Below are 26,645 nucleotides of genomic sequence, written 5' to 3'. Positions count from 1 at the left end.
TCCCAAAAAACGGCCCGTCGCGCGTCTCACCTCAAGCGAAAATCTTGCCCGGGTTGAAGATATTGTCCGGATCAAGCGAGCGCTTGATCTGGCGCATCAGATCGAGCGCGTCGCCGAGTTCGGCCTCAAGGAACGGCATCTTGCCCTGGCCGATGCCGTGCTCGCCGGTGCAGGTGCCGTCCATGGCCAGCGCCCGCGCGTTCAGCCGCTCGACAAAGGCCTCGGCGCGCACAACGTCAGCCGGATCCTTGTCGTCAAACAGCAAGCCGACATGAAAGTTTCCGTCGCCGGCATGGCCGACGATCGGCGCCGTCAGCCCGTGGGCGGCGCTATCTTCCTGCGTTGCCGCCACGCATTCCGCCAGCCGCGAGATCGGGACGCAGACATCGGTCGACAGGATCGCCGCGCCCGGGATCAGGCTTTTTTGCGCCCAATAGGCATTGTGCCGCGCCTTCCAGAGCCGCGCCCGTTCCTCCGGATTGGTGGTCCAGAGGAAGTCGCTGGCGCCGAACTCCGAAGCGATCTCGCCAAACTGGCGCGCCTGTAATTCGACACTCTCGGGGCTGCCGTGGAATTCGACGAAGAGCGTCGGCGTCTCCTGATAGGAAAGGCCGGAATAGCCGTTGCAGGCCTTCATCTGCAGCGCATCGAGCAGTTCGATGCGCGCGACCGGAATGCCCGACTGGATGGTGAGGATCACCGCATTGCAGGCGTCCTCGATCGTCGGGAACGGGCAGACGCCGCCGGAAATGACCTCCGGAATACCCTGCAGCCTGAGCGTGATCGAGGTGATGATGCCGAGCGTGCCTTCGGCGCCAACGAAAAGCCGCGTCAGGTCGTAGCCGGCAGAGGACTTGCGCGCCCGATGCGCCGTGCGGATCTCGCGCCCGTCAGCGGTCACCACCGTCAGCGCCAGCACATTGTCTTTCATCGTGCCGTAGCGCACCGCATTGGTGCCCGACGCCCGCGTCGAGGCCATGCCGCCGATCGAGGCGTTGGCGCCGGGATCGATCGGGAAGAACAGGCCGGTGTCGCGCAGGTAGGTGTTGAGCTCCTCGCGGGTGATGCCCGGCTCGACGCGGCAGTCGAGGTCCTCGGCATTGACCTCGAGCACCTTGTTCATACGCGAGAGATCGACCGAGATGCCGCCATGGGGGGCGTTGATATGCCCTTCGAGCGAGGAGCCGGTGCCGAACGGGATCAGCGGCACCTTGTGTCGCGCGGCGATCTGGACGATCTCGCGCACGTCCCCGGCGCCTTCGGCAAACAGCACGCCGTCGGGAAGCTGTGCCGGAATATAGGTGGTGGTGTGAGCATGCTGGGCGCGGATCGCCTCGCCCGTCTGGAACCGGTCGCCGAAGCGGGCGGAAAGGTCCGCCTTCGCCGCCGCAATCCCCGCCTCGTTTCTCGCGCCAGCCCTGATCGCCTTCAATGCCACGGAAAACGCCCTTCCTCTTGCATTCGCCACGCTGCCTTTTCGATGTTCGGGAAGCGCAGTCATTTCAAGGCGCTACTGTGCAAATCGGAATCACTTTGTCCAGACGCTCGCGCACTTCCCGGTCACAGTAGCGCAGGAAAACGCCTGACGTGAGACCGGAGTGTCACAAGACTGTATGACAGCGTGGAAAACACCAACGCTGAAAAGCCGACACGATATGTCCCCGTTTGCCGAAATGTCATCTCCACACCGCGCCGCGCGGTGATCCGTTCGGGAAGTCCTTGCGTATAAAAGCCGAGCGGAAGGACGTGTGACGTGCTTGGAGAGATCGGCAGAAAGCGACTGATGATGCGGTTGCCGCACCTGAGAGGCAGCATCGCGTCGGCATCGTCAGATTGCATGATTGAGCTGTTCTGCAGTTATGAACTCGCGGTCAACATGCGGGACGCACTCGTGTTGGGCGGCGGCCGCCCGGATCTCGCTGACGAGTACCGGCAGATCTGCCTCGAACTCGAAGAAGAGGTGGAGGTCGTGCTCTGCGCGACGGCGCTGGCCGTGCGGCGTGACGGCACGTAGGGCGGGCGGGCCGGTAGACAGAGGGCCTTGCAAACGGGCAAGCCGCGTCGCACCACATTTGCTGCTGGCAAAAGTCACGCCTCAGACCGACCGAACTCCGGTACTGCTACGTATGAGAGCGAAACGGCAGAAAACACCTGCCGTTTCGTGAGCCTTGGATTATGATGGAGGCGTGAAGGAAGGAGAGGCAAATGCTGGGTCTAACCGCTTTGCTCACCGCGTCGGTTTTCTTCGGCGCCGCCATCTACATCACCTGGGCAGAACAGCCCGCACGGCTGCATCTCGATGATCGCGCCGCACTCGTGCAGTGGGTGCCGTCCTATCGGCGCGGCTTCGAGATGCAGGCGACGCTCGCGCTCGTCTCGGGCCTGTTCGGCGCCGGTGCCTGGGGACAGACCGGCCATGTGCTGTGGGGGCTGGGGGCCGCGATCATCATCCTGAACTGGCCCTATACGCTGCTCTTCGTGATGCCGGTCAACCGCCAGCTGGAGGCAGTCCGGCCGGACGACGCCGGCCCGGAAAGCCGAGATCTCCTCGGTCTCTGGGGCAGGCTTCACGCCGGGCGCAGCGCGCTCGGCGGGCTGGCGGCAGCGATCTTTCTCGTTGCCGCCGGGCTCGAATAATAAGCCGTCGCGCGACGGCCGCTCCGGCTAGCGCACCTCCAGCGCTGCCGCCGCGTCCATTTCCTCGTGCAGCTTGCGCTCCTCGTCCGCATGCGGCTTGGTGAAGCGCGCGATCACCAGATAGGCGACCGGCGTCAGGTAGAGGGTGACGATCACCGCAAGACCAAGACCGCCGACGAGCACCCAGCCCAGCGCGATGCGCGCCTCGGCGCCCGCGCCGCTGGCAAGCACCAGCGGCACCGCGCCGACGATGGTGGCGATCATCGTCATCATGACAGGGCGCAGGCGGATGTTGGCGGCATTCTCGATCGCCGAGCGCACGTCCTGGCCGCGGTCGCGCAGCTGGTTGGCGAATTCGACGATCAGGATGCCGTTCTTCGCCATGATGCCGACAAGCATCACGAGGCCGATCTGGCTGTAGATGTTCAGCGTGTTGCCAGTCATGATCATCGCAAAGACCGCGCAGGCAAGCCCCAGCGGCACCGTCGACATGATAATCAGGCCGCTGACGAAGCTTTCGAACTGGGCCGCCAGCACCAGGAAGATGATGACGAGCGCGAAGCCGAAGGTGACGAAGAGGCCGTTGGCGTTTTCGTTGAGCGTTGCGGCTTCGGCAAGCGGCATGATCCGCGAGCCCGGCGGCAGAAGCGGCTCTGCCATCTGCTCGACCATGGTCAGTGCCTCGCCGAGCGCCAGATCGGACTTGAGGCCGGCCGAAAGCGAAACGGCGCGAAGCTGCGATTCCCGCGACAGCTGCGGCGCCACCGCCATCTCCTCGACGCTGGCGATCGTCGACATCGGCACGATCTTGCCGTCACCGGCCTTGAGGAAAATGTTCTGCAGATCGGTCGGATCGTTGACCGGGTTGGTCGAGGACAGAAGCTTCACCGGATAGGACTCGCCGTCGACATAGACGTCGACGACGCTGTTGCCGTCGAGCATGGCCTGCAGCGCCCAGGCAAGGCCGCCGATATCGACGCCCATGTCGGAGGCGCGCTCGCGGTCGATGGTGATCGAAAGCTGCGCCTGGTTGGCCTCGTAGTTGAGGCGGACGTTTTCGAAGCGGCCGGTGTCTTCCATCTGGCGCACCAGCTTTGCCGCCGCATCACCGAGCTTGTTGTAGTCGTTGCCGACGAGCGCCACCTGCAGGCCGCTGCCGGCGCCGCGAATGCCCAGGCTGTTCGGCTGCATCGCAAAGACGCGAACCGAAGGAATGCGCCCGGTCACCTTGTTGATGTCGGTGACGATCTCCTGCTGGGTGCGGTCACGCTTGTCCCAGGGAGCGAGCGTCAGCACCATGAAGCCGCTGTTGACCGAACCGCCCTGTCCGGAGATCGAGAAGATGTTGTCGATCTCGCCGGATTTCACCAACGGCTGCAAACCGTCCTCGATGCGGCGCATCTGGGCCTGGGCGTATTCGAGCGAAACGCCCTGCGGCGCGTTGATGCGCATCATGATCTGCGAGCGGTCTTCCGTCGGCGTCAGCTCCGATTTCAGCGTCAGGAAGCCGGCAGCCCCCATGGCGGTGAAGAAGCCCGCGACGACGAAGACGATCAGCGGCGAGTTGAGGCAGGCGCGCAGCGTCACCCGGTAGAACCCGGCCGCCCGCGCACCGAACCGCGCCATCGGCCCCGGCACCGTATGCGTATCCTTCGTCAGCATGCGCGAGGCGAGCATCGGGCAAAGCGTCAGCGACACGAAGGAGGACAGGAGGATCGCGAAGGCAAGCACGAAGCCGAACTCGCGGAAGAGACCGCCGGTCTGGCCCGGAAGGAACGAGAGCGGCACGAAGACGGCGGCAAGCGTCGCGGTCGTCGCCAGCACCGCGAAGAACACTTCGAGCGTGCCGTGAACGGCCGCCGCGCGTGGGCCGAGCCCCTCGGCGCGCCGTCGCACGATGTTTTCGAGCACCACGATGGCGTCGTCGACGACAAGCCCGGTCGCAAGCACGATCGCGAGCAGCGTCAGGATGTTGATCGAGAAGCCCGCGAGATAGATCGCCGCCACCGTGCCGATCAGCGCGATCGGCATCGAGATCGTCGGGATCAGCGTCGCCCGCCAGTCGAGCAGGAACATGTAGATGACCAGCGTCACAATGAAGACCGCGACGATCAGCGCGATTTCCACCTCGTGGATAGCACCGTTGATGAAGACGGCGTCATCGCTGGTAATGCGGAGCTGCGTACCCTCGGGCAGGATCTGCGTCTGGATCGTCTCGACGACCTTGCGCACGCCCTCGGAGATATCGACGGTGTTGGACTGCGCCTGGCGCACGATGCCAAGGCCGATGCCCTGGCGGCCGTTGGAGCGCAGCGCCGTCGTGCCGGTGTCGGGACCGAGCGTAACGGTCGCCACATCGCGCAGGCGCACATTGTTGACGAGGATCAGGTTTTCGAACTGCTCCGGCGTCTGCAGGTCGGCGGTGGCGCGTACCGAGATGTCCTGGCTGGCGCTCGTCAGCTTGCCGGCTGGCACGTCATAGGAGGCATTGGCAAGCGCAGTGCGCAGGTTTGCGACCGTCACGCCGCGCCCGGCGAGCTTCGCCTGGTCGAGGTCGATGCGGAAGATCTTCTCCTGGTCGCCATAGACGGCAACGTCGGCCACGCCTTCAACGGCGGCGAGCCGGTCGCTGATCTCGTTTTCGACGAGCAGCGTCATGTCTTCCATCGACATCGTATCGGAGGTCAGCGCCAGCCGCATGATCGGCTGGCTGTCAGCATCGGCTTTCACGATGCTCGGCTCGTCGACATTGTCGGGAAGCTGGTTGCGCACCCGGCCGAGCGCGTCGCGAATGTCGTTGGAAGCCTGGCCGATATCGGTCGTGTCGGAGAACTGCAGCGTCACGCGGCTGCGGCCGAAGGACGAGGTCGAGGAAATGTCGCGGATGCCCTGCACGCGCGACACGGCCCCTTCGACCACCGAGGTCACCTCGCGGTCCATGGTCTCGGGTGCGGCGCCATCGAGCGTTGTCGTCACCGAGATGACCGGCTGGTCGACCTGCGGCAGTTCGCGGATCTCGATGCCGTTCCAGGCCGCAAGGCCGGCAACGACGATCAGCGTATTGACCACCAGCGCGAAGATCGGCCGGCGGATGAAGAGTGCGGTAAAGCCGGTCTTGCCGCGTTCGCGGGCCGACATCTGGCCGCCGGCGCTGCCTTGGCCGGCACCATGGCCGCTTGCCTGACTGTCGCCGCCGCTCACTTGGTTTCCTCCGCAACCTTCTGCGGTTCCTGCTTGTTCTCGCGGCCGGCGATGCGCACGGCGCCGCCGTCGCGCAGGCGCTGCACGCCTTCGGTGACGATCTCGTCGCCTTGCGACAGTGCGGCGTCCACCAGCACCTTGTCCGGGTTGCGCTGAATGATCTTCACCGGCACCTTCTCGCTCTTGTCGCTGGAGACGCGCCAGATATAGGAGCCTTCCGAACTCCACTGGATCGCCAGCGGATCGACCGTCGGATAAGTGTCGCCGTCAAAGGCCACGGTGACCGAGAAGGACATGCCCGCCCTCAGCTTGTCGTCGGGGTTTTCAAGCCGTGCGCGCACGCGCAGCGTCCGGCTCGCCTGATCGAGGCGGTTGTCGATCGCGTGGATCGCACCGTCGAGCTGGTTGCCCGGCTGGGCGATGGCGAAGGCCGTGACCGGCTGGCCGACGAAGATCTTGTTGGCGAAGCGCTCGGGCACCCAGAAATCGACGAGGATTTCCGAGCGGTCGTCGACGACGGCAATCGGCGTCGTGGTCGTGACGTAGTCGCCGACATTGACGGTGATGATGCCGACGACGCCCTTCGATGGCGCCACGATGTCGCGGCGCTTGAGGTCGAGCTCTGCGGTCTTCAGCGCCAGTTCGGCGGTCTGCATGGCGATTTCGGCGTCGCGCACGTCCACGGCTGTTACCGCGCGGGCGGTGCTCAGGTTGCGGTAGCGCTCGACCTTTTCGCGTGCGCTGTCACGTGTCAGCCTCGCCTGGTCGGCAGCAATCTTCTGGTCGTCGCTGTCGAGCTTGGCAATGACCTGACCCTGCGACACCTTTTCGCCGGAGCGCACGAGGATTTCGGTGAGGTTGCCGGTTGCCGTCGGCGTCACGGTGACGGAATGGATCGCCTCGCCGTTGCCGATCGCGTTCAGCCGGTCGTTGACAACAGACGTGCCCGAAGGCCGGACCATGACGAGAATGGCGTTGTTGCCGCCCTGCCCGCGGCCATTGCCGCGTTCGCCGCCCTCGCCGCCACCGGCGCCCGGCTTGGACAAGGCATCAATCAGCGGATGCGAAACACCAATCGCCGCCAGCGTTTCACCAGCACCAGGCACAAAACGCACCCAGACGGCTGCGCCCACGAGAAGCACAGCGGCGCTCACCGCAAGCTGTTTCCAAACCCGCATTCAAGTCTCCGAATTAAACATAAAACACGCCCCAGCGCGGCGCGGCCGGCGGTTCGTTCCGATTGTGCGCGGAGTATCCCTGTTCGCGCGTGTCGGGGCAACGACAGAATACCATCATTACGCAATTGTAATAAAAGCGAATTTGTTGGCGGGATGATGACGCACGGGGGCTTCGCTCGACGCCTCGCAGCTTTGTCCAGAAATTCACTAGAGAATTACCGTTTACAGCCGCCGACACTGCGCTATCCTGCAACCGCCGGCAGCGTGTTTCGGCCGGCTTTGCGCCTGTCTTCAGGCCTCTTGGGGGAGAGAAGTCGATGTGCGATGCCTGTGTTATGGAAACGGTGAAAGAGCGCATGCTCTCGCGCCGCAGCTTCTTCAAGGCCGCCGCGGTCGGAACCGCGGGTCTTGCCGCCGCAAGCGTGGGCGCGGCCCCGCCGGCGCTGGCGCAGGGGCATTCAAGCGTCACCGACCTGACCCACGAGTTGCACGAAGATTTCCCGACCTTCTTCGGCCAGCAGCAGTTCTTCCGCGAGGAGAAGTTCAACTACGCAAAAGACAAGTTCAACATGTTCGAGCTCCGGGTGAACGAACACACCGGCACCCATGTCGACGCGCCCCTGCACTTTTCCGCCGATGGCCTCTCGGTCGCCGAACTGCCCGTCGACAAGCTGGTGGTGCCGCTGGTGATTGTCGATATCAGAAAGAAGGCTGAGGCCGATGCCGATGCACAGGTGACGCCCGAAGACCTCAAGGCCTGGGTCGCCGCCAATGGCGAGATCCCGGAAAACGCCTGCGTCGCCATGCTGTCGGGCTGGGGCGCGCATCTGGGCACGGACAAGTTCCGCAATGCCGATGGCGGCGGCAAGCTGCATTTCCCCGGCTTCCACGTCGAGGCGGCCAAATATCTGATCGAGGAAAGCAAGGCGGCTGGTATCGCCGTCGATACGCTGTCGCTCGACCATGGCCCCTCGCCCGATTTCGCCACGCATTATGCCTGGCTGCCGGAGGGTCGCTGGGGGCTGGAGGCAGCAGCCAATCTCGACAAGCTGCCGGTCAAGGGCGCAACTCTCATCCTCGGCGCGCCGAAGCACCGCGGCGGCACCGGCGGCCCGGCCCGCGTCTTCGCGCTGGCCTAGGTCACCGACCTATAAAGCACGACCAGGTTTTGGCTGAAGCTAGACTGACGAGAGCAAGGTCGTTTACGCTTCGACGGCAACCACATGTCCCCGACCGTCAACCGGTTCTGCACCGGCTGCGCCACCATGGGTCATGGTGCGCCAAAGCACCCTACCCTCCAACGACTTCGCTGATCTGCACGATGGGCGCGATGTCCGTATAGTTGGCGACGTCCGCGGCAATCTCGGCGCGGTGGGGACCTAACGCCTCCTGGAATGTCTCGAGGCTCGGCGAGTAGACGTGGCACGCCGCGACGAACCCCGGCGCGCTTCCAGGCTCGCGACCCGCAAGGCCCTTATCGATCTCGTAGCGCAGGCAGGCATCGCCGAGCCGTTCCTGGATCAGTGGCATGTGGCGGGTGCGGTAGTAGTCGTGATCGAACTTCGAGCCGCCATCGGCCGGATAGTAGACGCTCATCTTGATCATGGTCGGGCTCCTGCCTGAACGCCGCTCCGAGCGTTCGAAGCTTCTTCTAGGTCACCGACCTGTAGAGCACAACCAGGTTTTGGCTGAAGCGAGTTTGACGAGAGCAAGGTCGTTTTCGCTGTGCTTGTCGAAGCCGGTGACGACGGCACGGAAGTGCCTGAGTGCTGACGAAGCGTTCGACGAGGTTGCGATAGCGACAGAGGAAGGTGCTGACGGACGGGCATCGTTTGTGGGCGGCAACGATGCCGCGGGGTTGATCGAGCGCGGCAAAGGAAGGCGCTTGTTTGCGGGCAAAAGTCTTCGGGAGTATCTTGGGCAGCGGTACGGACAATGGCGGGGGTCGTCATGGGGCCGCATGCATTTTGCCTGACATTCGCACTCGTCTCCATGGGCCTGCTTCTTGCGGGGTGTCAGACCGTGACTGTCCAGGCGGACGACAAGACCGGCCCGACCACGAAACTCGAAATCACCGGCATCCTGGATGACCATGGCAATCCCGACCCGGTCTTCAACGACAGCAGCTGCTGCAACCGCCGCCGAAGTGTTCCCGATCTGGCGCCCCTGACGATTGCAGCTTCGGCCGAGGACCCCGAAAGCGGTGTGCGCGACATTGCCGTCTGGATCTGGGCCATCAAGCGGTGCCGCTACGACGACAGCACGGCAGATTTTCAGATCACGCAATCGACCGTGGCCGCTGCAGGCACGGCTTCGGGGACGTACCCACCCGGCAGTTCCGCGCCGCTCAGCCGCAGCTCGACGGCAACCGTTCGCATGGCCGACACGCCCTATGGCGCCTGCAACCCCAAGACCGTCACTGACGCCAGTGGCCAGACGCGCGTGGTTGCCGCGCAGCCGACGGGCTTTTGCGGCCGCAGGGTCTTCATCGTCACGCAGAACGGCAACGCCTATCAGGGCTCGAGCAAGGGCGTGCTGTTTACGACCGGGCCCTTCGGCACGAACAATCAGCCCTGCAGCGAAATCCCCAACTGAACGCATCGGCGACGGCTTCCCCAAAACGCAGCGCTGGCAATCGCCGCGACGTCGGCTATCGTCACCGCTTCAGGCGACCGGCCGGCCCGCACACAACCGCCGAGAACAACAGCGAAGGAGCCCCATGAGCACCGTATCCCCGCCTCAGAACCCGGAAGCCGATCCGCGTGTCAAAGCCGTGTTCGACGACATTCGCACCACCCGAAAATCCGACTTCATCAACAATATGTGGCTGTGGCTCGCCTTCGATCCGGAGCTCCTGGAACAGACCTGGCGCGACGTGAAGACGGTGATGGCAACGCCCTCGGCGCTCGATCCGCTGGTCAAGGAGATGCTCTATATCGCCGTCTCCGTCACCAATGGCTGCGGCTACTGCGCCCATTCCCATACGGCGGCGGCAAGGGCGAAAGGCATGACCGACGCCGAGCATGCGGACCTGCTCAGGGTAATCTCGCTTGCCGCCCGCACCAACCAGTTGGCGACGGCGCTGCAGGTGCCTGTGGATACCGCCTTCGACAAGACAAAAGATTAGTCCGCGCGACCAAGAATAAGCGGTCTCGAAATCGCCTGTCTTTCCACAGGCTTGGTGCGGCTGGCGCAGAAAACGGAATAAAAGAAGAACATCCTTTCTGGCCTTTCCCCACCGAATCACTACATTGAGCCGCATGATGAGTGGTTTCGACGATATTCCCTTCTTCGACGAGGAGCCGGCGCCGCGCAAGCAGCAGCCCGCCCCCGCAGGTATTCCGGCAACGGGCGGCATCGCCGCGCGCGCCATGGCGGCGCGCGATCGCGCCCAGCCGCGCCCGGACTATCTCTCCGGCCTCAACCCGGAACAGTCCGAAGCGGTCGAGACGCTCGATGGCCCCGTGCTCGTGCTTGCCGGCGCCGGCACCGGCAAGACCCGGGTGCTGACGACCCGCATCGCCCATATCATTTCGACCAACCGCGCCTTTCCCTCGCAGATCCTGGCGGTGACCTTCACCAACAAGGCGGCACGCGAGATGAAGGAGCGCATCGGCGTGCTCGTCGGCCATGCGGTCGAAGGCATGCCCTGGCTCGGCACCTTCCACTCGATCGGCGTCAAGCTGCTGCGCCGCCACGCCGAGCTCGTCGGCCTGCGTTCCGATTTCACCATTCTCGACACAGATGACGTGGTGCGGCTGATCAAGCAGCTCATCCAGGCCGAAGGCATCGACGACAAGCGCTGGCCGGCCAAGCAGTTTGCCGGCATGATCGACGGCTGGAAGAACAAGGGCCTCGATCCCGCCCAGATCCCCGAGGGAGACGCCCGCGCCTTTGCCAACGGCAAGGGCCGCGAACTCTATGCTGCCTACCAGAACCGGCTCTTGACGCTGAACGCCTGCGACTTCGGCGATCTTCTTTTGCACCCGATCCGCATCTTCCGCATGCATGCGGATGTGCTGAAGGACTATCACGACAAGTTCCGCTACATTCTCGTCGACGAGTACCAGGACACCAACACGGCGCAGTACATGTGGCTGCGGCTGCTTGCCCAGCGCCCCAAGGGCGTACCGCAGAACGTCTGCTGCGTGGGCGACGACGACCAGTCGATCTATGGCTGGCGCGGCGCGGAAGTGGACAATATCCTGCGCTTCGAAAAGGATTTCCCGGGCGCCAAGGTGATCAAGCTTGAGCGCAACTACCGCTCGACCGAGCACATTCTGGGCGCTGCCGGTCACCTGATCGCCCACAACGAGGGCCGCCTCGGCAAGACGCTCTTTACCGACCGCACCGATCCGGATGATGAGAAGGTGCAGGTGCACGCCGCCTGGGATTCCGAAGAGGAAGCCCGCGCCGTCGGCGAAGAGATCGAGCAGTTGCAGCGCAAGAGCCACAAGCTCAACGACATGGCGATCCTTGTGCGCGCCTCGTTCCAGATGCGCGAATTCGAAGACCGCTTCGTCACGCTCGGCCTCAACTACCGCGTCATCGGCGGCCCGCGCTTCTACGAGCGCCTCGAAATCCGCGATGCCATGGCCTATTTCCGCCTCGTCTGCCAGCCGGCCGACGATCTGGCCTTCGAGCGCATCGTCAACACGCCGAAGCGCGGTCTTGGCGACACCACCGTGCGCACGCTGCACGACTATGCCCGCGCCCGCGACATCCCGATGCTGGCGGCGGCCTCCGAGATCATCGAGACCGACGAGCTGAAGCCGAAGGCGCGCAAGGCACTGTTCGACGTCGTCACCGATTTCCGCCGCTGGCAGAGCCTGCTTGAAACGACCGTGCACACCGAGCTTGCCGAGCAGATCCTCGACGAGAGCGGCTATACGGCCATGTGGCAGAACGACAAGACGGCGGAAGCCCCCGGACGGCTGGAAAACCTGAAGGAACTCATCCGCTCGATGGAAGCCTTCGAGAGCCTGCGCGGCTTCCTCGAACACGTCGCTCTCGTCATGGATGCCGAGCAGAACGAGAACCTCGATGCCGTCTCGATCATGACGCTGCACTCGGCCAAGGGCCTGGAGTTCGATACCGTCTTCCTGCCCGGCTGGGAGGAAGGCCTGTTCCCGCACCAGCGCGCGCTTGATGAGGGCGGCCGCTCCGGCCTTGAGGAAGAACGGCGCCTCGCCTATGTCGGCATCACCCGCGCCAAGCATCGCTGCCACATCTGGTTCGTCTCCAACCGCCGCATCCACGGCCTCTGGCAGTCGACCATGCCGTCACGCTTCCTCGAGGAGCTGCCGCTCGCCCATGTGGACGTGGCCGAGAATGAACAATCCTATGGCGGCTATGGTCGTGGCGGCTACGGCCAGTCGCGCTTCGACAAGGCTGATCCCTTCCAGAACAACTACTCCACGCCCGGCTGGAAGCGCGCCCAGCAGCACCGCTCCGACGCCACCCGAGACAACTGGGGCACCCGCTCCGGCCACGCGGTCGAGCGCATCGGCTACGGCGAAAGCGGCCCGCGCGGCCGCACGATCGACGGCGAGCTGGTGGCGAAATCGACGGCCACCGAACCCTCGCGTTTCTCGGTCGGCGACCGCGTCTTCCACATGAAGTTCGGCAACGGCAACATCGCCGCCATCGAAGGCAACAAGCTCACCATCGACTTCGACCGCGCCGGCCAGAAGCGGGTGCTGGATGGATTTGTGGAGAAGGCGTGAGGAGGTCGAAGCCCTCCTCACGTGCACTCCCTATGGACTGCACAACCATCGATCTCATGGCGCCAACCGGCGAAGTGCAATAATATTGCGGGCACAATTCTCGCGTTTGAACGAAACCATGTACCGATCTCCCTCGACGCAAAGTGGGTGGAGACATGTCCTGGACGAGCGCTGTTCGCAGCCTGCTGGAGCTGGGCGCCGCAAATGCTGCGGAGGGTGACCGTGAAGGCATCCTCGTCGCGAATGTCGCGGCCTGTGTGATCGTCGTCACCACCACGAGCTTTGCCCTCATCTACGCACTCTATGGCGAGCCGAGCCTCATTCCCCTCGTCTATGCCAATCTCGCGCTAGCCGTCGCGGCAGCCATGACTCCGCTTTTTCATCGCTTCGGCCGCGTCGCGTCAGGGCTTTGGGAATTCGGCATCTGCGTGGTGGTCCTCGTCTGGATCGCCTCCTATGTCGGCCGGGACTCCGGCGTCCTGCTGACGCTGCTCGGCGTGACGCCGGTCGCCTTCGCGATCCTCGGGTTTCAAAACATCGCACTGGTGACGGTCCTCAGCGCCATGGCTGCAATCACGGTCATCGCCGCATCCATCGCGTTTCCTCAGGCGCGGGCGGGTGTCTATGACGACACCCGTTTCCTGCAACTCCTCCATTCGTCGTCGATCATCACCCTCACGCTCATGTGCTTCGCAACGATCTACTATGCCTTCCAGATGGCGAGAGAGGCGCAGGGGCGGCTCGCCCGCCTGATGACGTCGATCATGCCGGACGAGATCGTGGCGCGCCTGCTGCGGAACGAGCGTGAAACGATCATCGACGAATTCGAGCATGCGACTGTTGTCCTGATCGACATCGTCCAGTTCGTGGCCCTGTCAAACAGCCTGGGGCCGGAACGGACGGTCAACCTGCTCAACGAGCTCTTCAGCGAGTTCGATTGCCTGGCCGCAGCAACCGGTGTCGAAAAGATCAAGACCGTCGGCGATGCCTATCTTGCGGTGGCGGGCGTGCCCGCCCGGCACCCCACGCCCGAGAAGGCGGCGGCAGTGTTCGGCTTCGGCGCCATCGCCGCGGCCCGCGAGATCGGCGAACGCCATGGCGTCGTCCTCAAGCTGCGCGCTGGCATGGCCTCGGGATCGGTAACGGCTGGCGTGCTTGGGCGAGCGAAATACGCCTATGATATCTGGGGTGCACCCGTGAACCTTGCCGCGCGCCTGGAAGCGATCGGCAAGCCCGGCTGCATCACCACCACCGCAGAAATCAGGCAGCGACTAGGCGAGTCTTTCCTGTTCATTTGCTCTGGCCGCGAGGACATCAAGGGCTTCGGCCCGACCGAGATCTGGACCACGCGGATGCCGGATCCCGATGCATGTGTCCCTGGCATCCGCGCGCACACGGCGACGTAAGCAGCCGCAGGGAGAGCCCTCAGACCGCCTTGCGATAAACGAGAAACCCCGACTTCTCCGCCACCTTGTCGTAAAGTGTCATCGCCGTCTCGTTGGTCTCGTGCGTCATCCAGTAGACGCGTGGCGCGCCGACGGCACGTGCCGCCTCATAGACGCCCTCAATCAGCGCTCGTCCGACGCCCTTGCCGCGGGCTTCCGCATTGGTGAAGAGGTCCTGCAGGTAGCAGTTCGGCTGGATCATCGTCGTGCTGCGGTGGAAGAGATAATGCGTGAGCCCGATCAGCCGCCCTTCGCTCTCCGCCACCAGCGCATGCACCGGCTCGTAGGCGTCGAAAAAGCGCGACCAGGTCATGGCGGTGATCGCCGGGTCCAGCGCGGTTTCGCCGGAGCGGCCGTAGAAGGCGTTGTAGCCGTCCCAGAGCGGTAGCCATTGTTCGTAGTCGGTCCGGGTTATCGGGCGGATGTGAAGCTTGTCGGTCATTTGTCGGTCCTGTGATCGATTGGATGGAGCGGCACTGCGGCCCCTAGTGTTTGGTCATCGCGGCGGTGATTGCCTGAACGTCGGTCATGATCGCATCGCCCATGAAGGCGATGTTTTCCATCGCGCGCTCGCCGGCCTCGTGGTGGCCTGCCCCGCAGGCGTCGCGCACGACGACGGGCACCAGGCCGAGATCGGTCGCATGACGCACGGTCGGGTCGATGCCGATTTCCGTGGCGATACCGCAGATGGCGAAGGAAGTAAGCCCGAGGTCGCGCAGGATCATGGCGAGCGGCGTGCCCTCGAAGGCAGAAAACGTGATCTTGTCGAGGATCGCCTCATCCTCGCGAGGGGCAAGTTCCGGCACCAGCTCGAAGCCCGGCGTGCCGCGCAGGAACCAGGGGTGCACAGCATCCGGATCATCGGTGCGCTGCCAGCCCATTGCCTGGCGCAGCTGGAAGGCGCCCATCAGCGGCTTCGGCATCGACAGATGCCGCAGAAAGATCACCGGAAACCCGCCGGCCCGCGCAGCGTCCAGCACCTTCAGCACCTTGGAAAGCACCGCCGGGCCGTTCTTGACCTGATTGGTAATCCCCACCTGCATGTCGTAGACGATGAGCGCCATCCGCTCCGGCCGGCAGAAATCCTCAAGCGTCTTTCCGATTTCCAGTTTCGCGGCCATGACATCTCCTCCGGGCGCCTCCTCTGGCGCCCCTCTCCCGGCAACATCGCGCGCCGGGAATGTGGCGCGGGAGAAGGAGGCTTGCAAGACGGTTTCGGCCGCCTCGCGCAACTAATCGGATGCCTGGCGGAAATCGCGGCAACCGGAGCCCGGCTTGCCCGGAACATGGATCAATCGCGCTCGTTGCGCAGCCGCGCCTTCTCCATCAGCGCCAGCACCTCTTCGTCTGCCGTCTGCTCGAAATTGCGGTAGTACAGGCCGACGGCACGGAAGGCGAAGGGCGTGGCGAGGCAGACGATGCGATCGACCTGGCTGCGCAGTTCGGTAAGTTCGCTTTTCGGCGCCACCGGAACGGCAAGCACGAGGCGCCCCGCCCCCATTCGCCGCAGCGCCTTGATCGCCGCCCGCACGGTGCCGCCGGTGGCGATACCGTCGTCGACGAGGATTACATCACGGCCCCGGGCCGACGCCGGCGCGCGGTCGCCGAAATAGAGCGTGCGGCGGCGCAGGATCTCGGCGCGCTGGCGCTCCGTTTCGGCCTCCAGATAGCCTTTCGGCGGACGGACCAGCCGGATCGCCCGACGGTTGAGTACCAGTTCCGGCTCCTCGCCATCGACCAGACCGCCCAGACCGAATTCCTCATGCCCAGGCGCGCCGATCTTGCGCACGATCAGGATTTCCAGCGGCGCCGCAATATGGACGGCGATTTCATAGGCGACCGGAACGCCTCCGCGCGGCAGCGCCATGACGAGCGGATCGTCAAGCCCCTCGTCTTCGACCGCGCGCGCCAGCTGGCGCCCGGCATCCGCCCTGTCCTCGAAGAGCCACGTTGCCGTGAACATGTCGCCTCTCCCGGTTCGTCCTGCTGCGTGAGTATCGGGCCCTGAAAACAAGGCGCGCGCATGCCTGGCCCGAGGCTCGGATCGCGCCGCCCGAAGGGCCTCACCCCGGGGCTGCGGGCGGTACCGTTCATGCACGCCTCTTCGCCTGCCGGCGTGCCGCCCCACGGTTGATCGGGCGCCGCTGTGAACAACCGTGCCAATCCCGACCAATCGCTAAAATTGCAACGGATTTCGCCGGGTTTCGTTAAGGCGCCATCGCTACCAATTGGCGTCACATATCTGGCTGAGACGCAAGCCGCCTTTGTTGATTTTAGCACGACAGGCCGTTTCGAAATGAGCTTTCTCCCTGCCATATCGATCATCGCTCTTCTGGCGATGCTCCCGGTGCTGATTTCCCTGCGGGCCTCCATGGTCGAGGGGGGCACGGATTTTGCAGCCGCCTGCGCCATCGCAGCGGCGGCAACGCTGTTTCTGATGCTGTCCGAGATCCCGGCGCTGCGGCCGTTGTCGCTGATCGGCATCGTCTTTCTCATTGGCGCCTGTCTTTTCGTGCTCTCGGGCTTTCACCGGGCGCTCGGCGTCCTCCGGCCGATGTCGACGCCGCTGGTCGCTGCCGCCTCGATTTCGGCCGTCGTGGTGCTGATTGCCGCCTTCGGCCCGCACAGCGCGACATTGCACGCACTGTCGGCCGTCGGCATCGCCGCCGCCTTCGTGCTGATCATCGCCGTCTGTTCGCAGCACCGGCGCGCAGCGCCCGGGCCGATCGAGCGCCTCTGCGTCATCGGCTGCGCCGCCATCGGCTGTTCCGCTCTGATCGCGGTCACGATTTTCTCGCCGATCGCCCACGGGACCGCCGAAACCCCGCTTGCGTCGGCCAGCTGGGACTTCGCCTGCGTCGTGCTTAGATATTTCTACCTGCCTGTGTTGTTCCTCGGCGTGATCCTGATGATCCAGAACCGGGTGATCGCCGACCTCAAGAGCGCCATTGCCCGCGATGAGTTGACGGGCGCCCTGTCGCGCCGCGCGCTGCTCGACCTCGGACAGCGGGCGCTGGCAGTGGGTTTTGCGCGCCAGAGACCCGTCACCTTCCTGCTGCTCGATCTCGATTATTTCAAGCAGATCAACGACCGCTACGGCCATGCGGTCGGCGACACGGCGCTCGGCCACTTCGCCGGCACGGTCGCCGCCTGTCTCGGCGGGCGCGGCACGCTCGGGCGCATCGGCGGCGAAGAGTTCGGCATCGTCCTGCCCAATCACTCGGAAGATGCCGCCTTTGCGGTGGCTGAGGAGATCGGTCGCACGGTGCGCGATACGCCGATCGGCCGCTTCGACCGCCCGATCCGGCTGACAGTGAGCATTGGCCTTGCCGAGGCCGAGCCCGGCGATACGATCAGCGACATCATGATCCGCGCCGACATGGCGCTCTACGACGCCAAAGCCGACGGCCGCGACCGCTGCACCATCGCCGGCCGCTTCCAGCCCGAGGCCAGCGCACGGGCGCTTGCCGCCGCCGCCGCGCAAATGCGCGCTGCCGACCACCGAAACCTCGAGCCGCAGCTTCTTCGCGGCACCGGTTGAGCCGGCACGCCTTGTAAAGCCAATTCCCGAACCTATGTGAACCTGGCTGCCCGAGCGCATGCCTTCCCGGGGATTGCCTCGGCAAAAACATGCGTCAATTCAAAATGCTACGGCGACCTTGCGTGAGACGTCAGGCGCTGCAGGAGGACATCCATGTCGCGTTCGCTTCGTGCGCTCTTTTTTGCCGGCCTTGCCATAGCCGCCACAGCCCTGCCCGCTCGCGCCGAAACAGTCGGCGAAGTCGGGGTCGACTGGCTCGGCAACGACATCATGATCGATGCCGTGAGCGACCCGAAGATCAAGGGTGTGACCTGCCACGTGACCTATTTCGACCGCAGCGTCATCGACCGGCTGAAGAACGGCAACTGGTTCGAGGATCCGTCGAACAATTCGATCGCCTGCCGGCAGACCGGCGCGATCGAAATCGGCGACATCGATCTTTCCAAGGAAGGCGAGGAAGTGTTTCGCGCCGGCTTGTCGCTCGTCTGGAAGAACCTGCTCGTCACACGGATCTACGACCGAAGGAACGATACGCTGATCTATCTGGCGCATTCGCGCGAATTGACGGATGGCTCTGCCAAGATGTCGATCACCACCATTCCGCTCTACGGCCAGACGGTCAATTGGCAGAACGGCAAGCCGCAGTAGGAGCGGTCCCTGCCGCCGGCATCGGCGTGCAAGGCGATCGGTCAAAGGTTGAAAGCGCCCGCCGCTTTGCGGGCGCTTCCGAAACCTCTTCGGTGCGAAACAGGGAGAAGTCTGGGAGCAACCCGTTCCGCTTTTGTAAGCACCTGACGTTCCGTGCGTTCACACAAACCTACGTGAACTCCCTGGCGCATTCATGCCAAATCGAATTTCCGCTTTCAACGTTTCCACTTCACCGCGGGGTGATCTAGTAGGCCGTCGGCGGAACGATGCCCTGGTAGTAGTCGCCATCACCGCCCTGGTATCCACCATAGGGGTTGCGATCACGGTAGACCGGCGTCGGCGCCGGCGCCGACATTCTGTTGATGCTGCCCGTCGACATCGTGTCAACCGAAGCGCTCGGCCGCTTCATTGGCGTCATCATCTTGTGTGTGTTCTGCGTTCCGGGAGGATTGTTGACGTCGATGCCCTGGTAATAGCTGTCGGCCAGGGCCGGTCCGGCGATGACCATCGTAACGGAGAGCACGGCGGCGAGTTTCCTGAGAGAGATTGTCATAGGTTCAACTCCTGTTGACGGGACCAGGCACCCGGCCTCCGTTCGGGCACCCGGCAACACCGGTAAAGTAGTACAAGTAACCCGCCCAGCCACTTGACGTTTTGTCACAATGGCATCGCCCAAGCGTGAAGTTCATTGCCGAAGTTTAACTTGACCGTATCGTTCCAGTACGTGCGGAAACGGTCTGAAAACACGCCGAAACGCAAGAAAGCCCCGGCGCCGATGCACCGGGGCTTTCTCAGATAAGGAACAAGCTTGCGTCAGGCGGCCTGGGCCAGCTCGTCGGCAATGACGGTATCGAGGTTGAGGAAGCAGACCATGGTCTTTTCCAAAGCGACGATGCCGCGGCAGAAGGCGCGCTGCGCTTCCGGGATGATCTCCGGCGCCGGCTGCAGCGCCTCGCTCTTGATCGTCATCATGTCCGAGACCTGCTCGACCAGGAGGCCAACGAGCTTGCCGGCGATGTCGGTGACGATGATCGCCGAGCGCTCGGACGGCTCGGTCATCTTCATGCCGAGGCGGGCCGCCATGTCGATGACCGGGATCACCGCGCCGCGCAGGTTGATGAGGCCGAGCACGTAGGGCGGCGTATGCGGCATCGGCGTTACCGGCGCCCAGCCGCGGATTTCGCGGATCGCCATGATATCGATGCAGAATTCCTGGTCGCCGAGGTGGAACGACACGATTTCGAGATAGGCGCCGGACTGCTTGATTGCGTTGCTCATGTTCAGAATTCTTCCCAGTTTTCACCGGAGGCCGTCGTTGACGGCACCGAGCCCGGTTTGTTGCCGAATGCGCCCGCAAGCTTGCCCATCAGGGCCTTGGCGGGAGATGGAGTTGGAAACGAGGCCATTTTGGCAGCGCCGATCTTGCGCAGCGGCACCGCTTCACTGGTGCCCTTGGCTGCCGGCCGCTGAACGGCTGAAACCGAAGGTGTTTTCGTCTGCACCGGCGCAGCGGTCCTCGCCGCGGGCGTCACAGGCGCCGGCGCCGCCGTCGGCATGGCGCGCTGCATCGTGTGCCCTTCGCGGAACTGGCCGACGAGGTCCGTCAGGCGTTCGGCGTCCTGCGCCAGCGTGTGGCTGGAGGCATTGGTCTGTTCGACCATGGCGGCGTTCTGCTGCGTCATCTGGTCGAGTTGGCCGACGGCCGTGCTGATCTCGTTGAGACCCGTCGACTGTTCGCGCGCCGCCATCACGATCGCGGTCATCAGTTCGTTGATGCGCGCGACATCGGTGCCGATCCGCCCGAGCGCCTCGCCGGTCGCCTGCACCAGCTTGACACCGGTGCCGACCTCGCTGCCGGAGCGGCTGACGAGCGCCTTGATGTCCTTGGCGGCACCGGCGGCGCGCTGCGCCAGCTCGCGCACTTCCTGCGCCACGACCGCAAAGCCCTTGCCGGCTTCGCCCGCGCGCGCCGCCTCGACGCCGGCATTGAGCGCCAGAAGGTTGGTCTGGAAGGCGATCTCGTCGATGACGTTGATGATCTTGCCGATTTCGTTCGAGGCACCCTCGATGCGGGCCATGGCGGCGATCGCCTGGCCGACGATGCGGCCGGACTCCTCGGCATTGGTGCGGGTCTGGTCGACCATCTGGCTCGCCTCTTCGGCGCGCTGGGTCGCGGTGCGGACCGTCACGGTGATTTCGTCGAGGGCTGCCGAGGTCTGCTCCAGCGAAGCGGCTTGCCGCTCGGTGCGGCGCGCCAGGTCGTCGGCCGCCGTGCGCATCTGCCGCCCGTTGGATTCGATCGAAAGCGCATTGTCCTTGACGCTCGAAAGCACCACGCGCAGCCGCTCGACCGTCTGGTTGAAGTTCTGCCGGAGCTGGTCGAGATTGCCGTCGAACGGTCGGTCGATGGCAACGGCAAGGTCACCCTCGGCAAGCTGGGTCAGCGCGCGGCCGAGATTGTCGATCGCCGCCTGGATGCGGCGCACCGCCTCCTCGCGTTCCTGCTGCTGCTGTTCGCGTTCCTTCTCGATCTCGCGGCGGCTGTGGGCAGCACTCTGTTCGAGAGATTGCTTTTCGATTGCCGACAGGCGGAAGAGGTCGACGGAGCGCGCCATGGCGCCGATTTCATCGCCGCGGTCGAGCGCTTCCAGCTTGGTCGAAAGTTCGCCCTTCTGGATCCGCTGCATGCCATCGCGCAGGGAGAGAATGCCGCGCCTGAGCGTGCTGCCATGGAACCAGAGCAGATAAAGCAGCGTCGCCATGGCGATGAGGCCGGAGGCGAGCTGAAGCTGGAACGCCTCGTCGGAGGTGGCGCGCGCCTCGGCAACGCGCGTCTGAACCAGCGTCGTTGCCGCTTCGGAAAGGCCGGCGAGCGCCGTGGCGACCCGTTCGCCGGCACCGTCGATCGCGTCGTCGATCTTGCCGAAGTCGTCAGCCGAAGCCTTGCCTTCGATCAGTGCCTTCAGGTCCGTTCCGATCGCCTGGCGCAGTTCCGCCACATCGGCGTCAAAGGTCGAAAGCGCATCGCTGCCGCCAATGAGGCCGGCAAGCGCCTTGATATCGCTCGATTTCGTCTCAAGCAGTTTCAGGATCTCGGCGATGCTGGCGGCGCGCGCCGGCTGGATCGCGCCCTCCTCGCGGTCGATGATGCTGTCCATCGCATTGAGCACGAGATTGGTGGTCGCAAGCCGGACCTCGTCGACCGTGGTCAGCCCGTTCTGCGCGGCGAGCGCGCCCTGCAGGGCATCGTTCGCCTGCCGGCCCTCGTACCAGGCGACCCCGAGCACGGAGCCAAACCCGACGAAAGCGGCACCGGCAAGCGTTGCCAGCCGCTGGCTTACGGAAAGATTGCGCTTCAATGGGGAAGATGCGGCGGTCATAGACATTCCATGCTCACGGACCCGGCGCGGGCCGGATCCTCCGTTAGGATCGATGCGGAAAACCGGGCTCGATCAAACCGGATGACCTCATGTCATGTCGGAGCACAACGCTCCCCCGCACTGGAAAAACACTGTCAAACAGACCTTAAACATTCGCTAAGGCGCCTCGCCGATCCCCAGGGAAAACGCCTTATTTTCGAGATCGCGCATATTTACTGCAAGCGCCGGTTTTCCCGGCATTTAAGCGCACAATCCATCAGCACGCCGGGTGCCGGTTTTGACACCGATCTCGTGACAGGCCCAGACAGACCCACGGTCCGCCGGCAGCGCGCCCGCTTCCCCTTGCCGCCCGAACTGTTATGATGACGCCATGAACACGAAGACCGAGCGCTCGATCCGCCTTCCTCTGGTCGCAACGCTTGCGGCCGCGATCGCCGTCGTGCTGCTGCTTGCCTTCCGCGGCTGGATGGAAAACGGCGCCGAGATGTTCCTGGCACTCGCCCAGTCCGGCCTTTCCTGGTGTTTTTAGCGCGGCCACGCTTCTAAGTTTTGCCCCTTACCCTTACCCTAACCCTCTCCCTGCTTGCGGGAAGAAGGGACGAGAGCGAGCGAAACGTCGCCGTGCGGTTCTTCTGCGGTGGGTGTTGGCGCACTGAGGCTCATTGTCGGAGCGGGAGGTAGCCGTGCGGTCCCTTCTCCCCGTCACGACGGAAGGTCGCGGCAGCGGGATGAGTGGCAGCCGCCCGACAAAATGCTCGCCCCGCTGCCACAACCTGCGGCAATTGTCCCATTTGCGCGGAGTCCGTGAAGGCGGTATCAAGGGCCTATCAACCGGACACGGCCGTCTTCGGCCCCAACAAAATCGGTAGCACGCATGAAAACCATCCGCATCGTCCTCTGGGCCGCCGTCGTCGTCATGGCGGGCATCCTGGGCTGGCTGACCTATGAAATGACCCAGTCGAAAGAGCAGGCCGCCTCCGGCCCGTTCGGCGTGCCCTTCACGCTGGTTGCCCAGGACGGCAAGGAAATCACCGAGAAGGCCTTCATCGGCAAGCCGACCGCGCTCTTCTTCGGCTTCACCCATTGCCCCGAGGTCTGCCCGACGACGCTGTTCGAGATGAACGGCTGGCTGTTAAAGGTCGACCCTGAAGGCAACAAGCTGCAGGCCTATTTCATCACCGTCGACCCCGAGCGCGACACGCCGGAAATCCTCGGCCAGTACGTCTCCAATGTCTCCAAGCGCATCACCGGCATTTCCGGCCCGGCCGACAAGGTCATGGAGATGGTCAAGGGCTTCCGCGTCTACGCCAAGAAGGTGCCGGTCGATGCCGCCAAGCCTGATGGCGAGTACACCATGGACCACACCGCATCGGTCTTCCTGCTTGACGCCGACGGCAAGTTCTCCGGCACGATCGCCTACGAGGAGAACCCGGAGACCGCGGTCAAGAAACTGGAAAACCTCACCAAGGGCTGAGCCCTCGATCGTGACCGCGAAGATGCAAGCGCCGGCCCCGTCCGGCGCTTTGCCTTTGTGGGGCAATCGTGATAGCGCACAGCACACGATTGCCGACGCTTGGCGCACCCTTCCACGGTTTGATGCGGGCGGCGGATTTCCCAGCCGAAGGACGGACCCTTGAGCGAGATCAGACTTTTCGTCACCACCACCGAAAAGCAGGCGGAAGCCGTGCTCGACCGCATGAGCGAGGTCTTCGGCGAAGAAGACTATGCCATCGGCACGACTGAGGTCGACGAGAAGCGCGACATCTGGGAAGCCTCGATCTACATGATGACCGTCGACGAGGAGAGCGTGAACGAACGCCTCACTGAAGCGCTCACGCAAGACTTCGGCCATCTTCCGATCGAGCGCGAAGTGCTGCCCGATATCGACTGGATCGCCAAGTCGCTTGAGGGTCTGGCGCCGGTTCGCGCCGGCCGCTTCGTCGTTCACGGCTCGCATGACCGCGACAAGGTCAAGACCGGCGAGATCGCGATTGAGATCGATGCCGGCCAGGCCTTCGGCACCGGCCACCACGGCACCACAGCCGGCTGCCTCGAAGTGCTCGCCTCGGTCGCCCGCACCCGCACCGTGAAGAACGTGCTCGATCTCGGCACCGGCAGCGGCGTGCTGGCGATCGCCGCCTGGAAACTGATGCATGTACCGGTGCTCGCCACCGACATCGACCCGATCGCCACCCGCGTGGCGGAGGAAAACGCCCGGGTCAACGGCGTCGTCACCGGCATGACCTTTGCGACCGCCCCTGGCTTTCACTCGACAGCCTTCAGCTCCAACGGCCCCTTCGACCTCATCATCGCCAACATCCTTGCCCGCCCCTTGATGAAGATGGCGCCGCAACTCGTCGCCAACCTTGCCCCTGGCGGCTCGGTGATCCTCTCGGGCATCCTTGCCGAACAGCGCTGGAAAGTGCTCGCCCATTACAACGGCCAGCACCTGCGCCACGTGCGCACCATCTGGCGCAACGGCTGGGTAACGATCCATCTGGAGAAGTGAGGCGCTTCACACGGAGGTGACACATCGACGGCAGACTTCAATGAGAAGCTGCCGACACCGAGGTGCGCGGCCTACCCCCTTGCCGGACCGGAGGACGGAGCGATAAGCGCTCCTGCTTTGCGGAAGCCACTCAGCCAAAGTTCCGCATCTTCAGGCAAGGCGCACATCTTCGCCGTGTTTCGCGCATAGACTTCCGTGTCAAACGCTTGCGGCATTGCGTGCATTATGGCTGCCGCCTCCTCGGCTCGGCCAAGCTGGGCCAGACACGCCGCCTGGTTCAGCCTGAAGAAGATCGGCGGATCGATAAGGCTTCCGTAGGCTGCCAGCGCCGCATCGAACCGGCGCACCAGATAGTGGCAATCGCCCAGACTGGAGAGGAACGCCGGCGGCAGGAGCGGCTCGAACTTGCAGCCCCGTTCGACAAGAGCCAACCCTTCTTCGTGTAGCCCCGCATAGGAAACGATCATGCCTCGGGCAACGAGACCGTTGATATCGCGCGGGCTCATCGAGATCGCGATGCCCGAGTAGCGCATGGCGTCGTCAACTCTCCCGACCAACAGCAAGCAGGCGGCAACGGTGGAAAGCACGAATGGATCGTTCTTGTCGGCAGCGATTGCTCGCGCTGCGAACTCCTGGCACTCGGCCTCAAGCTTGGCATCCGTCGCCGCGTTCGGCTCGCTGAACCGCCAATAGGCATAAAGCAGCGCCAGCGAGGCGAGTGCGGGCGCATAGGCCGGGTCGAGGACAATCGCCTGCTGCATGTGTTCGCGCGCACCCGGTTCGTCTCCATTGCGCCAGGCGGCCCCTGCCCGCAGCCACGATGTATAGGCAGAGATGTTCGTCTTGGCGCTCCTGGCACGAACGACACCCGCAACCTCTTGCAGATTGAAGAACAGCCGCGCGACGATCGCCTCCACGATTTCATCCTGAACCGCAAAGATGTCGGCCATTTCGCGATCGAACCGCTCGGCAAAGACGTGTGCACCGGTCTGTGCTTCGATCAATTGCACCGAGGCGCGCAGGCGCTGGCCGGCCAGCCGGACACTGCCTTCAAGCACGAAGTCTGCGCCGAGTTCTTGCCCCACGTTCGCCGCGTTTACCGATTGCCCCCTGTAACTCGAGGTGGTGTTTCTGGCGACGACAGAGAGATTTCGGAATCGGCTCAACTCGGTGATCATGTCCTCGGTAATGCCGTCGGCGAAGTAGTCCTGGTCCGCATTACCCGACATGTTTGTGAAGGGAAGAACCGCGATGGTGGTAAATTCCTTGCCGCGGGAAGGCGGCACCCCCGCGAGCGGACGTGCCGTTTCCATCCCGAAGGTCCGGACGGGTGCCGCAATGTTCTTGAGCTGCACCAGTCCCAGATCCTTCATCACGACGGGGATTTTGCCTTGAATCTCATTGTGAACCTTTTCCGACATGCAGAGGCCACCGGGCTCGGCCAACGCCTCCAGCCGGGCGGCGATGTTGACGCCTTCGCCATAGATGTCGGAGCCCTCGCCGATCACATCGCCCATGTTGATGCCGATGCGGAGCAAGATCTGGCGAGATTCGGAAACGCCGGCATTCGCCTCCTTCATCTTTCGCTGGAGTTCAATGGCCGCCTCAGCGGCGTCCACCGCGCTGGCGAACTCAACCAGTACACCGTCACCCATCAATTTGACGATGCGTCCTCCGTGCGCCTTAACAACGGGATCGAGCACGTGGTTTCGTCGTTGCTTCAACGTTTCGTACGTTCCGGCCTCGTCGGCTTCCATCATGCGGGAGTAGCCGACCACGTCGGCAACGAGGATCGCAACCAAGCGACGGTGGATGGGCTTCTCGACCACGCTCCCAGCTCTCCTCCGGGTGATGCACCCCGTTCGGAAATCGAACGTCTCCCACAATATCGGATTATGACGTGCAGCTAAATCACCCCGCCGCACGCACGCGAATGCGGCGCGTCAGCCGCAAGGCAAAGTGGGAAAAACGAAAAGGCCGCCTCGTCCATCATGACGGGCGGCCTTTCGAAACTAAGGCGATGCCAGAGGCATCGCCTGCTGGTTGGCTTGTGGCCAACCATGCCCGCGAGCCTGAGGAGGAGGAGTGCTCGAGCGGGCGTCTACCGTTCCGAAGCTGACCACCCTTGAGGGAGGAGGAGAACAGAGTGACCAACTATTCTCGGAACCGCAGCTTTTTGAACCACCGGATGTTCGTCCGTGTTCGTTGAGGCGGCTTATAAACTATTATTCCGATAGAGAAAGAGTTTTCTGAGCATGGGTGCCATGCGCTGAGCGCATATGTATGGTAAATGAGCAATTGCCCTCCTATCAGGGTGCAACCGCAGCGTTGCGCGGGCCGGGGATCAGGCCACCCTGCAGGATATCGCCTCTTTCCCGGC

General features: G+C 63.8%; 23 protein-coding genes. 12 read left to right on the top strand and 11 right to left on the bottom strand.

Going from position 1 to position 26,645, the window contains the following annotated elements:
* Positions 1-31: 31 nt before the first annotated feature.
* On the bottom strand, positions 32-1,438 hold the full coding sequence (locus ASE71_RS20320) for an FAD-binding oxidoreductase (protein ID WP_060515957.1): 1,407 nt from the start codon (positions 1,436-1,438) through the stop codon (positions 32-34).
* Positions 1,439-1,753: 315 nt separating this feature from the next.
* On the opposite strand from ASE71_RS20320, the gene ASE71_RS35820 reads away from it, so the two are divergent.
* Entirely contained in the window at positions 1,754-2,014 is a 261-nt protein-coding gene (locus tag ASE71_RS35820) for a hypothetical protein (protein WP_060515956.1), read from the top strand.
* A 191-nt stretch (positions 2,015-2,205) separates the two neighbouring features.
* Positions 2,206-2,637: a DUF1772 domain-containing protein gene (locus ASE71_RS20315; protein ID WP_034792578.1), complete on the top strand. Its 432-nt coding sequence runs from the start codon at positions 2,206-2,208 to the stop codon at positions 2,635-2,637.
* 27 nt (positions 2,638-2,664) lie between these two features.
* On the opposite strand, the gene ASE71_RS20310 is transcribed toward ASE71_RS20315, so the two are convergent.
* A complete protein-coding gene (locus tag ASE71_RS20310) occupies positions 2,665-5,775 on the bottom strand; it encodes an efflux RND transporter permease subunit (RefSeq protein ID WP_060516170.1) in 3,111 nt (1,036 codons plus the stop codon).
* Positions 5,776-5,834: 59 nt separating this feature from the next.
* Positions 5,835-7,016 carry an efflux RND transporter periplasmic adaptor subunit gene (locus ASE71_RS20305; RefSeq protein WP_034792575.1) on the bottom strand — a complete coding sequence of 394 codons (1,182 nt, stop codon included), beginning with the start codon at positions 7,014-7,016 and terminating at the stop codon, positions 5,835-5,837.
* A 317-nt stretch (positions 7,017-7,333) separates the two neighbouring features.
* Between ASE71_RS20305 and ASE71_RS20300 the strand changes: the two genes are divergently transcribed.
* Positions 7,334-8,155 (top strand): cyclase family protein, encoded by an 822-nt coding sequence (locus ASE71_RS20300; protein WP_060515955.1) that lies wholly within the window; start codon positions 7,334-7,336, stop codon positions 8,153-8,155.
* 151 nt (positions 8,156-8,306) lie between these two features.
* Here the strand turns inward: ASE71_RS20300 and ASE71_RS20295 are convergent, their stop codons facing one another.
* Entirely contained in the window at positions 8,307-8,621 is a 315-nt protein-coding gene (locus tag ASE71_RS20295) for an EthD family reductase (RefSeq protein ID WP_034792570.1), read from the bottom strand.
* A 345-nt stretch (positions 8,622-8,966) separates the two neighbouring features.
* Between ASE71_RS20295 and ASE71_RS20285 the strand changes: the two genes are divergently transcribed.
* The 4 genes from ASE71_RS20285 (at position 8,967) to ASE71_RS20270 (ending at position 14,148) form a co-directional block, all read left to right on the top strand.
* Complete coding sequence (locus ASE71_RS20285) at positions 8,967-9,611, top strand: hypothetical protein (RefSeq protein ID WP_060515953.1); 645 nt, start codon at positions 8,967-8,969, stop codon at positions 9,609-9,611.
* A gap of 124 nt (positions 9,612-9,735) precedes the next feature.
* On the top strand, positions 9,736-10,143 hold the full coding sequence (locus tag ASE71_RS20280) for a carboxymuconolactone decarboxylase family protein (protein WP_060515952.1): 408 nt from the start codon (positions 9,736-9,738) through the stop codon (positions 10,141-10,143).
* A gap of 133 nt (positions 10,144-10,276) precedes the next feature.
* Entirely contained in the window at positions 10,277-12,742 is a 2,466-nt protein-coding gene (locus ASE71_RS20275) for an ATP-dependent helicase (protein ID WP_060516169.1), read from the top strand.
* Between the two features lie 155 nt (positions 12,743-12,897).
* Positions 12,898-14,148: an adenylate/guanylate cyclase domain-containing protein gene (locus tag ASE71_RS20270; RefSeq protein ID WP_060515951.1), complete on the top strand. Its 1,251-nt coding sequence runs from the start codon at positions 12,898-12,900 to the stop codon at positions 14,146-14,148.
* Between the two features lie 19 nt (positions 14,149-14,167).
* Here ASE71_RS20270 and ASE71_RS20265 read toward each other — a convergent pair whose 3' ends face one another.
* The 3 genes from ASE71_RS20265 to ASE71_RS20255 all read right to left on the bottom strand — a co-directional run bounded on the left by ASE71_RS20265 (position 14,168) and on the right by ASE71_RS20255 (position 16,150).
* Positions 14,168-14,629, bottom strand: coding sequence for a GNAT family N-acetyltransferase (locus ASE71_RS20265; protein WP_060515950.1), 462 nt, complete (start codon positions 14,627-14,629; stop codon positions 14,168-14,170).
* Positions 14,630-14,672: 43 nt separating this feature from the next.
* On the bottom strand, positions 14,673-15,308 hold the full coding sequence (locus tag ASE71_RS20260) for a cysteine hydrolase family protein (protein ID WP_060515949.1): 636 nt from the start codon (positions 15,306-15,308) through the stop codon (positions 14,673-14,675).
* A 170-nt stretch (positions 15,309-15,478) separates the two neighbouring features.
* The gene (locus ASE71_RS20255; RefSeq protein WP_060515948.1) at positions 15,479-16,150 is read right to left on the bottom strand and encodes a phosphoribosyltransferase; all 672 of its coding nucleotides are present in this window, start codon (positions 16,148-16,150) and stop codon (positions 15,479-15,481) included.
* Between the two features lie 333 nt (positions 16,151-16,483).
* Here ASE71_RS20255 and ASE71_RS20250 point away from each other — a divergent pair, with 333 nt between their 5' ends.
* Together ASE71_RS20250 and ASE71_RS20245 are read left to right on the top strand one after the other, a co-directional pair.
* Positions 16,484-17,728: a sensor domain-containing diguanylate cyclase gene (locus tag ASE71_RS20250; RefSeq protein WP_060515947.1), complete on the top strand. Its 1,245-nt coding sequence runs from the start codon at positions 16,484-16,486 to the stop codon at positions 17,726-17,728.
* Between the two features lie 153 nt (positions 17,729-17,881).
* Positions 17,882-18,376, top strand: a complete 495-nt coding sequence (locus ASE71_RS20245) for a CreA family protein (protein WP_060515946.1) — start codon at positions 17,882-17,884, stop codon at positions 18,374-18,376.
* Positions 18,377-18,620: 244 nt separating this feature from the next.
* Here ASE71_RS20245 and ASE71_RS20240 read toward each other — a convergent pair whose 3' ends face one another.
* The 3 genes from ASE71_RS20240 to ASE71_RS20230 form a co-directional block, all read right to left on the bottom strand.
* Positions 18,621-18,929 carry a hypothetical protein gene (locus tag ASE71_RS20240; protein ID WP_034792540.1) on the bottom strand — a complete coding sequence of 103 codons (309 nt, stop codon included), beginning with the start codon at positions 18,927-18,929 and terminating at the stop codon, positions 18,621-18,623.
* Positions 18,930-19,189: 260 nt separating this feature from the next.
* On the bottom strand, positions 19,190-19,654 hold the full coding sequence (locus ASE71_RS20235) for a chemotaxis protein CheW (RefSeq protein ID WP_034792537.1): 465 nt from the start codon (positions 19,652-19,654) through the stop codon (positions 19,190-19,192).
* 2 nt (positions 19,655-19,656) lie between these two features.
* Positions 19,657-21,756 carry a methyl-accepting chemotaxis protein gene (locus ASE71_RS20230; protein ID WP_060516168.1) on the bottom strand — a complete coding sequence of 700 codons (2,100 nt, stop codon included), beginning with the start codon at positions 21,754-21,756 and terminating at the stop codon, positions 19,657-19,659.
* A 370-nt stretch (positions 21,757-22,126) separates the two neighbouring features.
* Here ASE71_RS20230 and ASE71_RS36495 point away from each other — a divergent pair, with 370 nt between their 5' ends.
* The 3 genes from ASE71_RS36495 to ASE71_RS20220 all read left to right on the top strand — a co-directional run bounded on the left by ASE71_RS36495 (position 22,127) and on the right by ASE71_RS20220 (position 24,265).
* The gene (locus ASE71_RS36495) at positions 22,127-22,285 is read left to right on the top strand and encodes a hypothetical protein (protein WP_034792531.1); all 159 of its coding nucleotides are present in this window, start codon (positions 22,127-22,129) and stop codon (positions 22,283-22,285) included.
* A gap of 345 nt (positions 22,286-22,630) precedes the next feature.
* Entirely contained in the window at positions 22,631-23,230 is a 600-nt protein-coding gene (locus ASE71_RS20225) for an SCO family protein (protein ID WP_060515945.1), read from the top strand.
* Between the two features lie 159 nt (positions 23,231-23,389).
* Positions 23,390-24,265: a 50S ribosomal protein L11 methyltransferase gene (locus ASE71_RS20220; RefSeq protein WP_060515944.1), complete on the top strand. Its 876-nt coding sequence runs from the start codon at positions 23,390-23,392 to the stop codon at positions 24,263-24,265.
* 71 nt (positions 24,266-24,336) lie between these two features.
* Here the strand turns inward: ASE71_RS20220 and ASE71_RS20215 are convergent, their stop codons facing one another.
* Positions 24,337-26,094, bottom strand: coding sequence for an adenylate/guanylate cyclase domain-containing protein (locus ASE71_RS20215; protein ID WP_060515943.1), 1,758 nt, complete (start codon positions 26,092-26,094; stop codon positions 24,337-24,339).
* Positions 26,095-26,645 lie beyond the last annotated feature (551 nt).

It is taken from the genome of Ensifer sp. Root954 (assembly GCF_001429005.1).
GTDB lineage: Bacteria > Pseudomonadota > Alphaproteobacteria > Rhizobiales > Rhizobiaceae > Ensifer > Ensifer adhaerens.
Note: the sequence above shows the minus strand (reverse complement) of the source record. Positions and strands in the feature narration are given on the sequence as shown.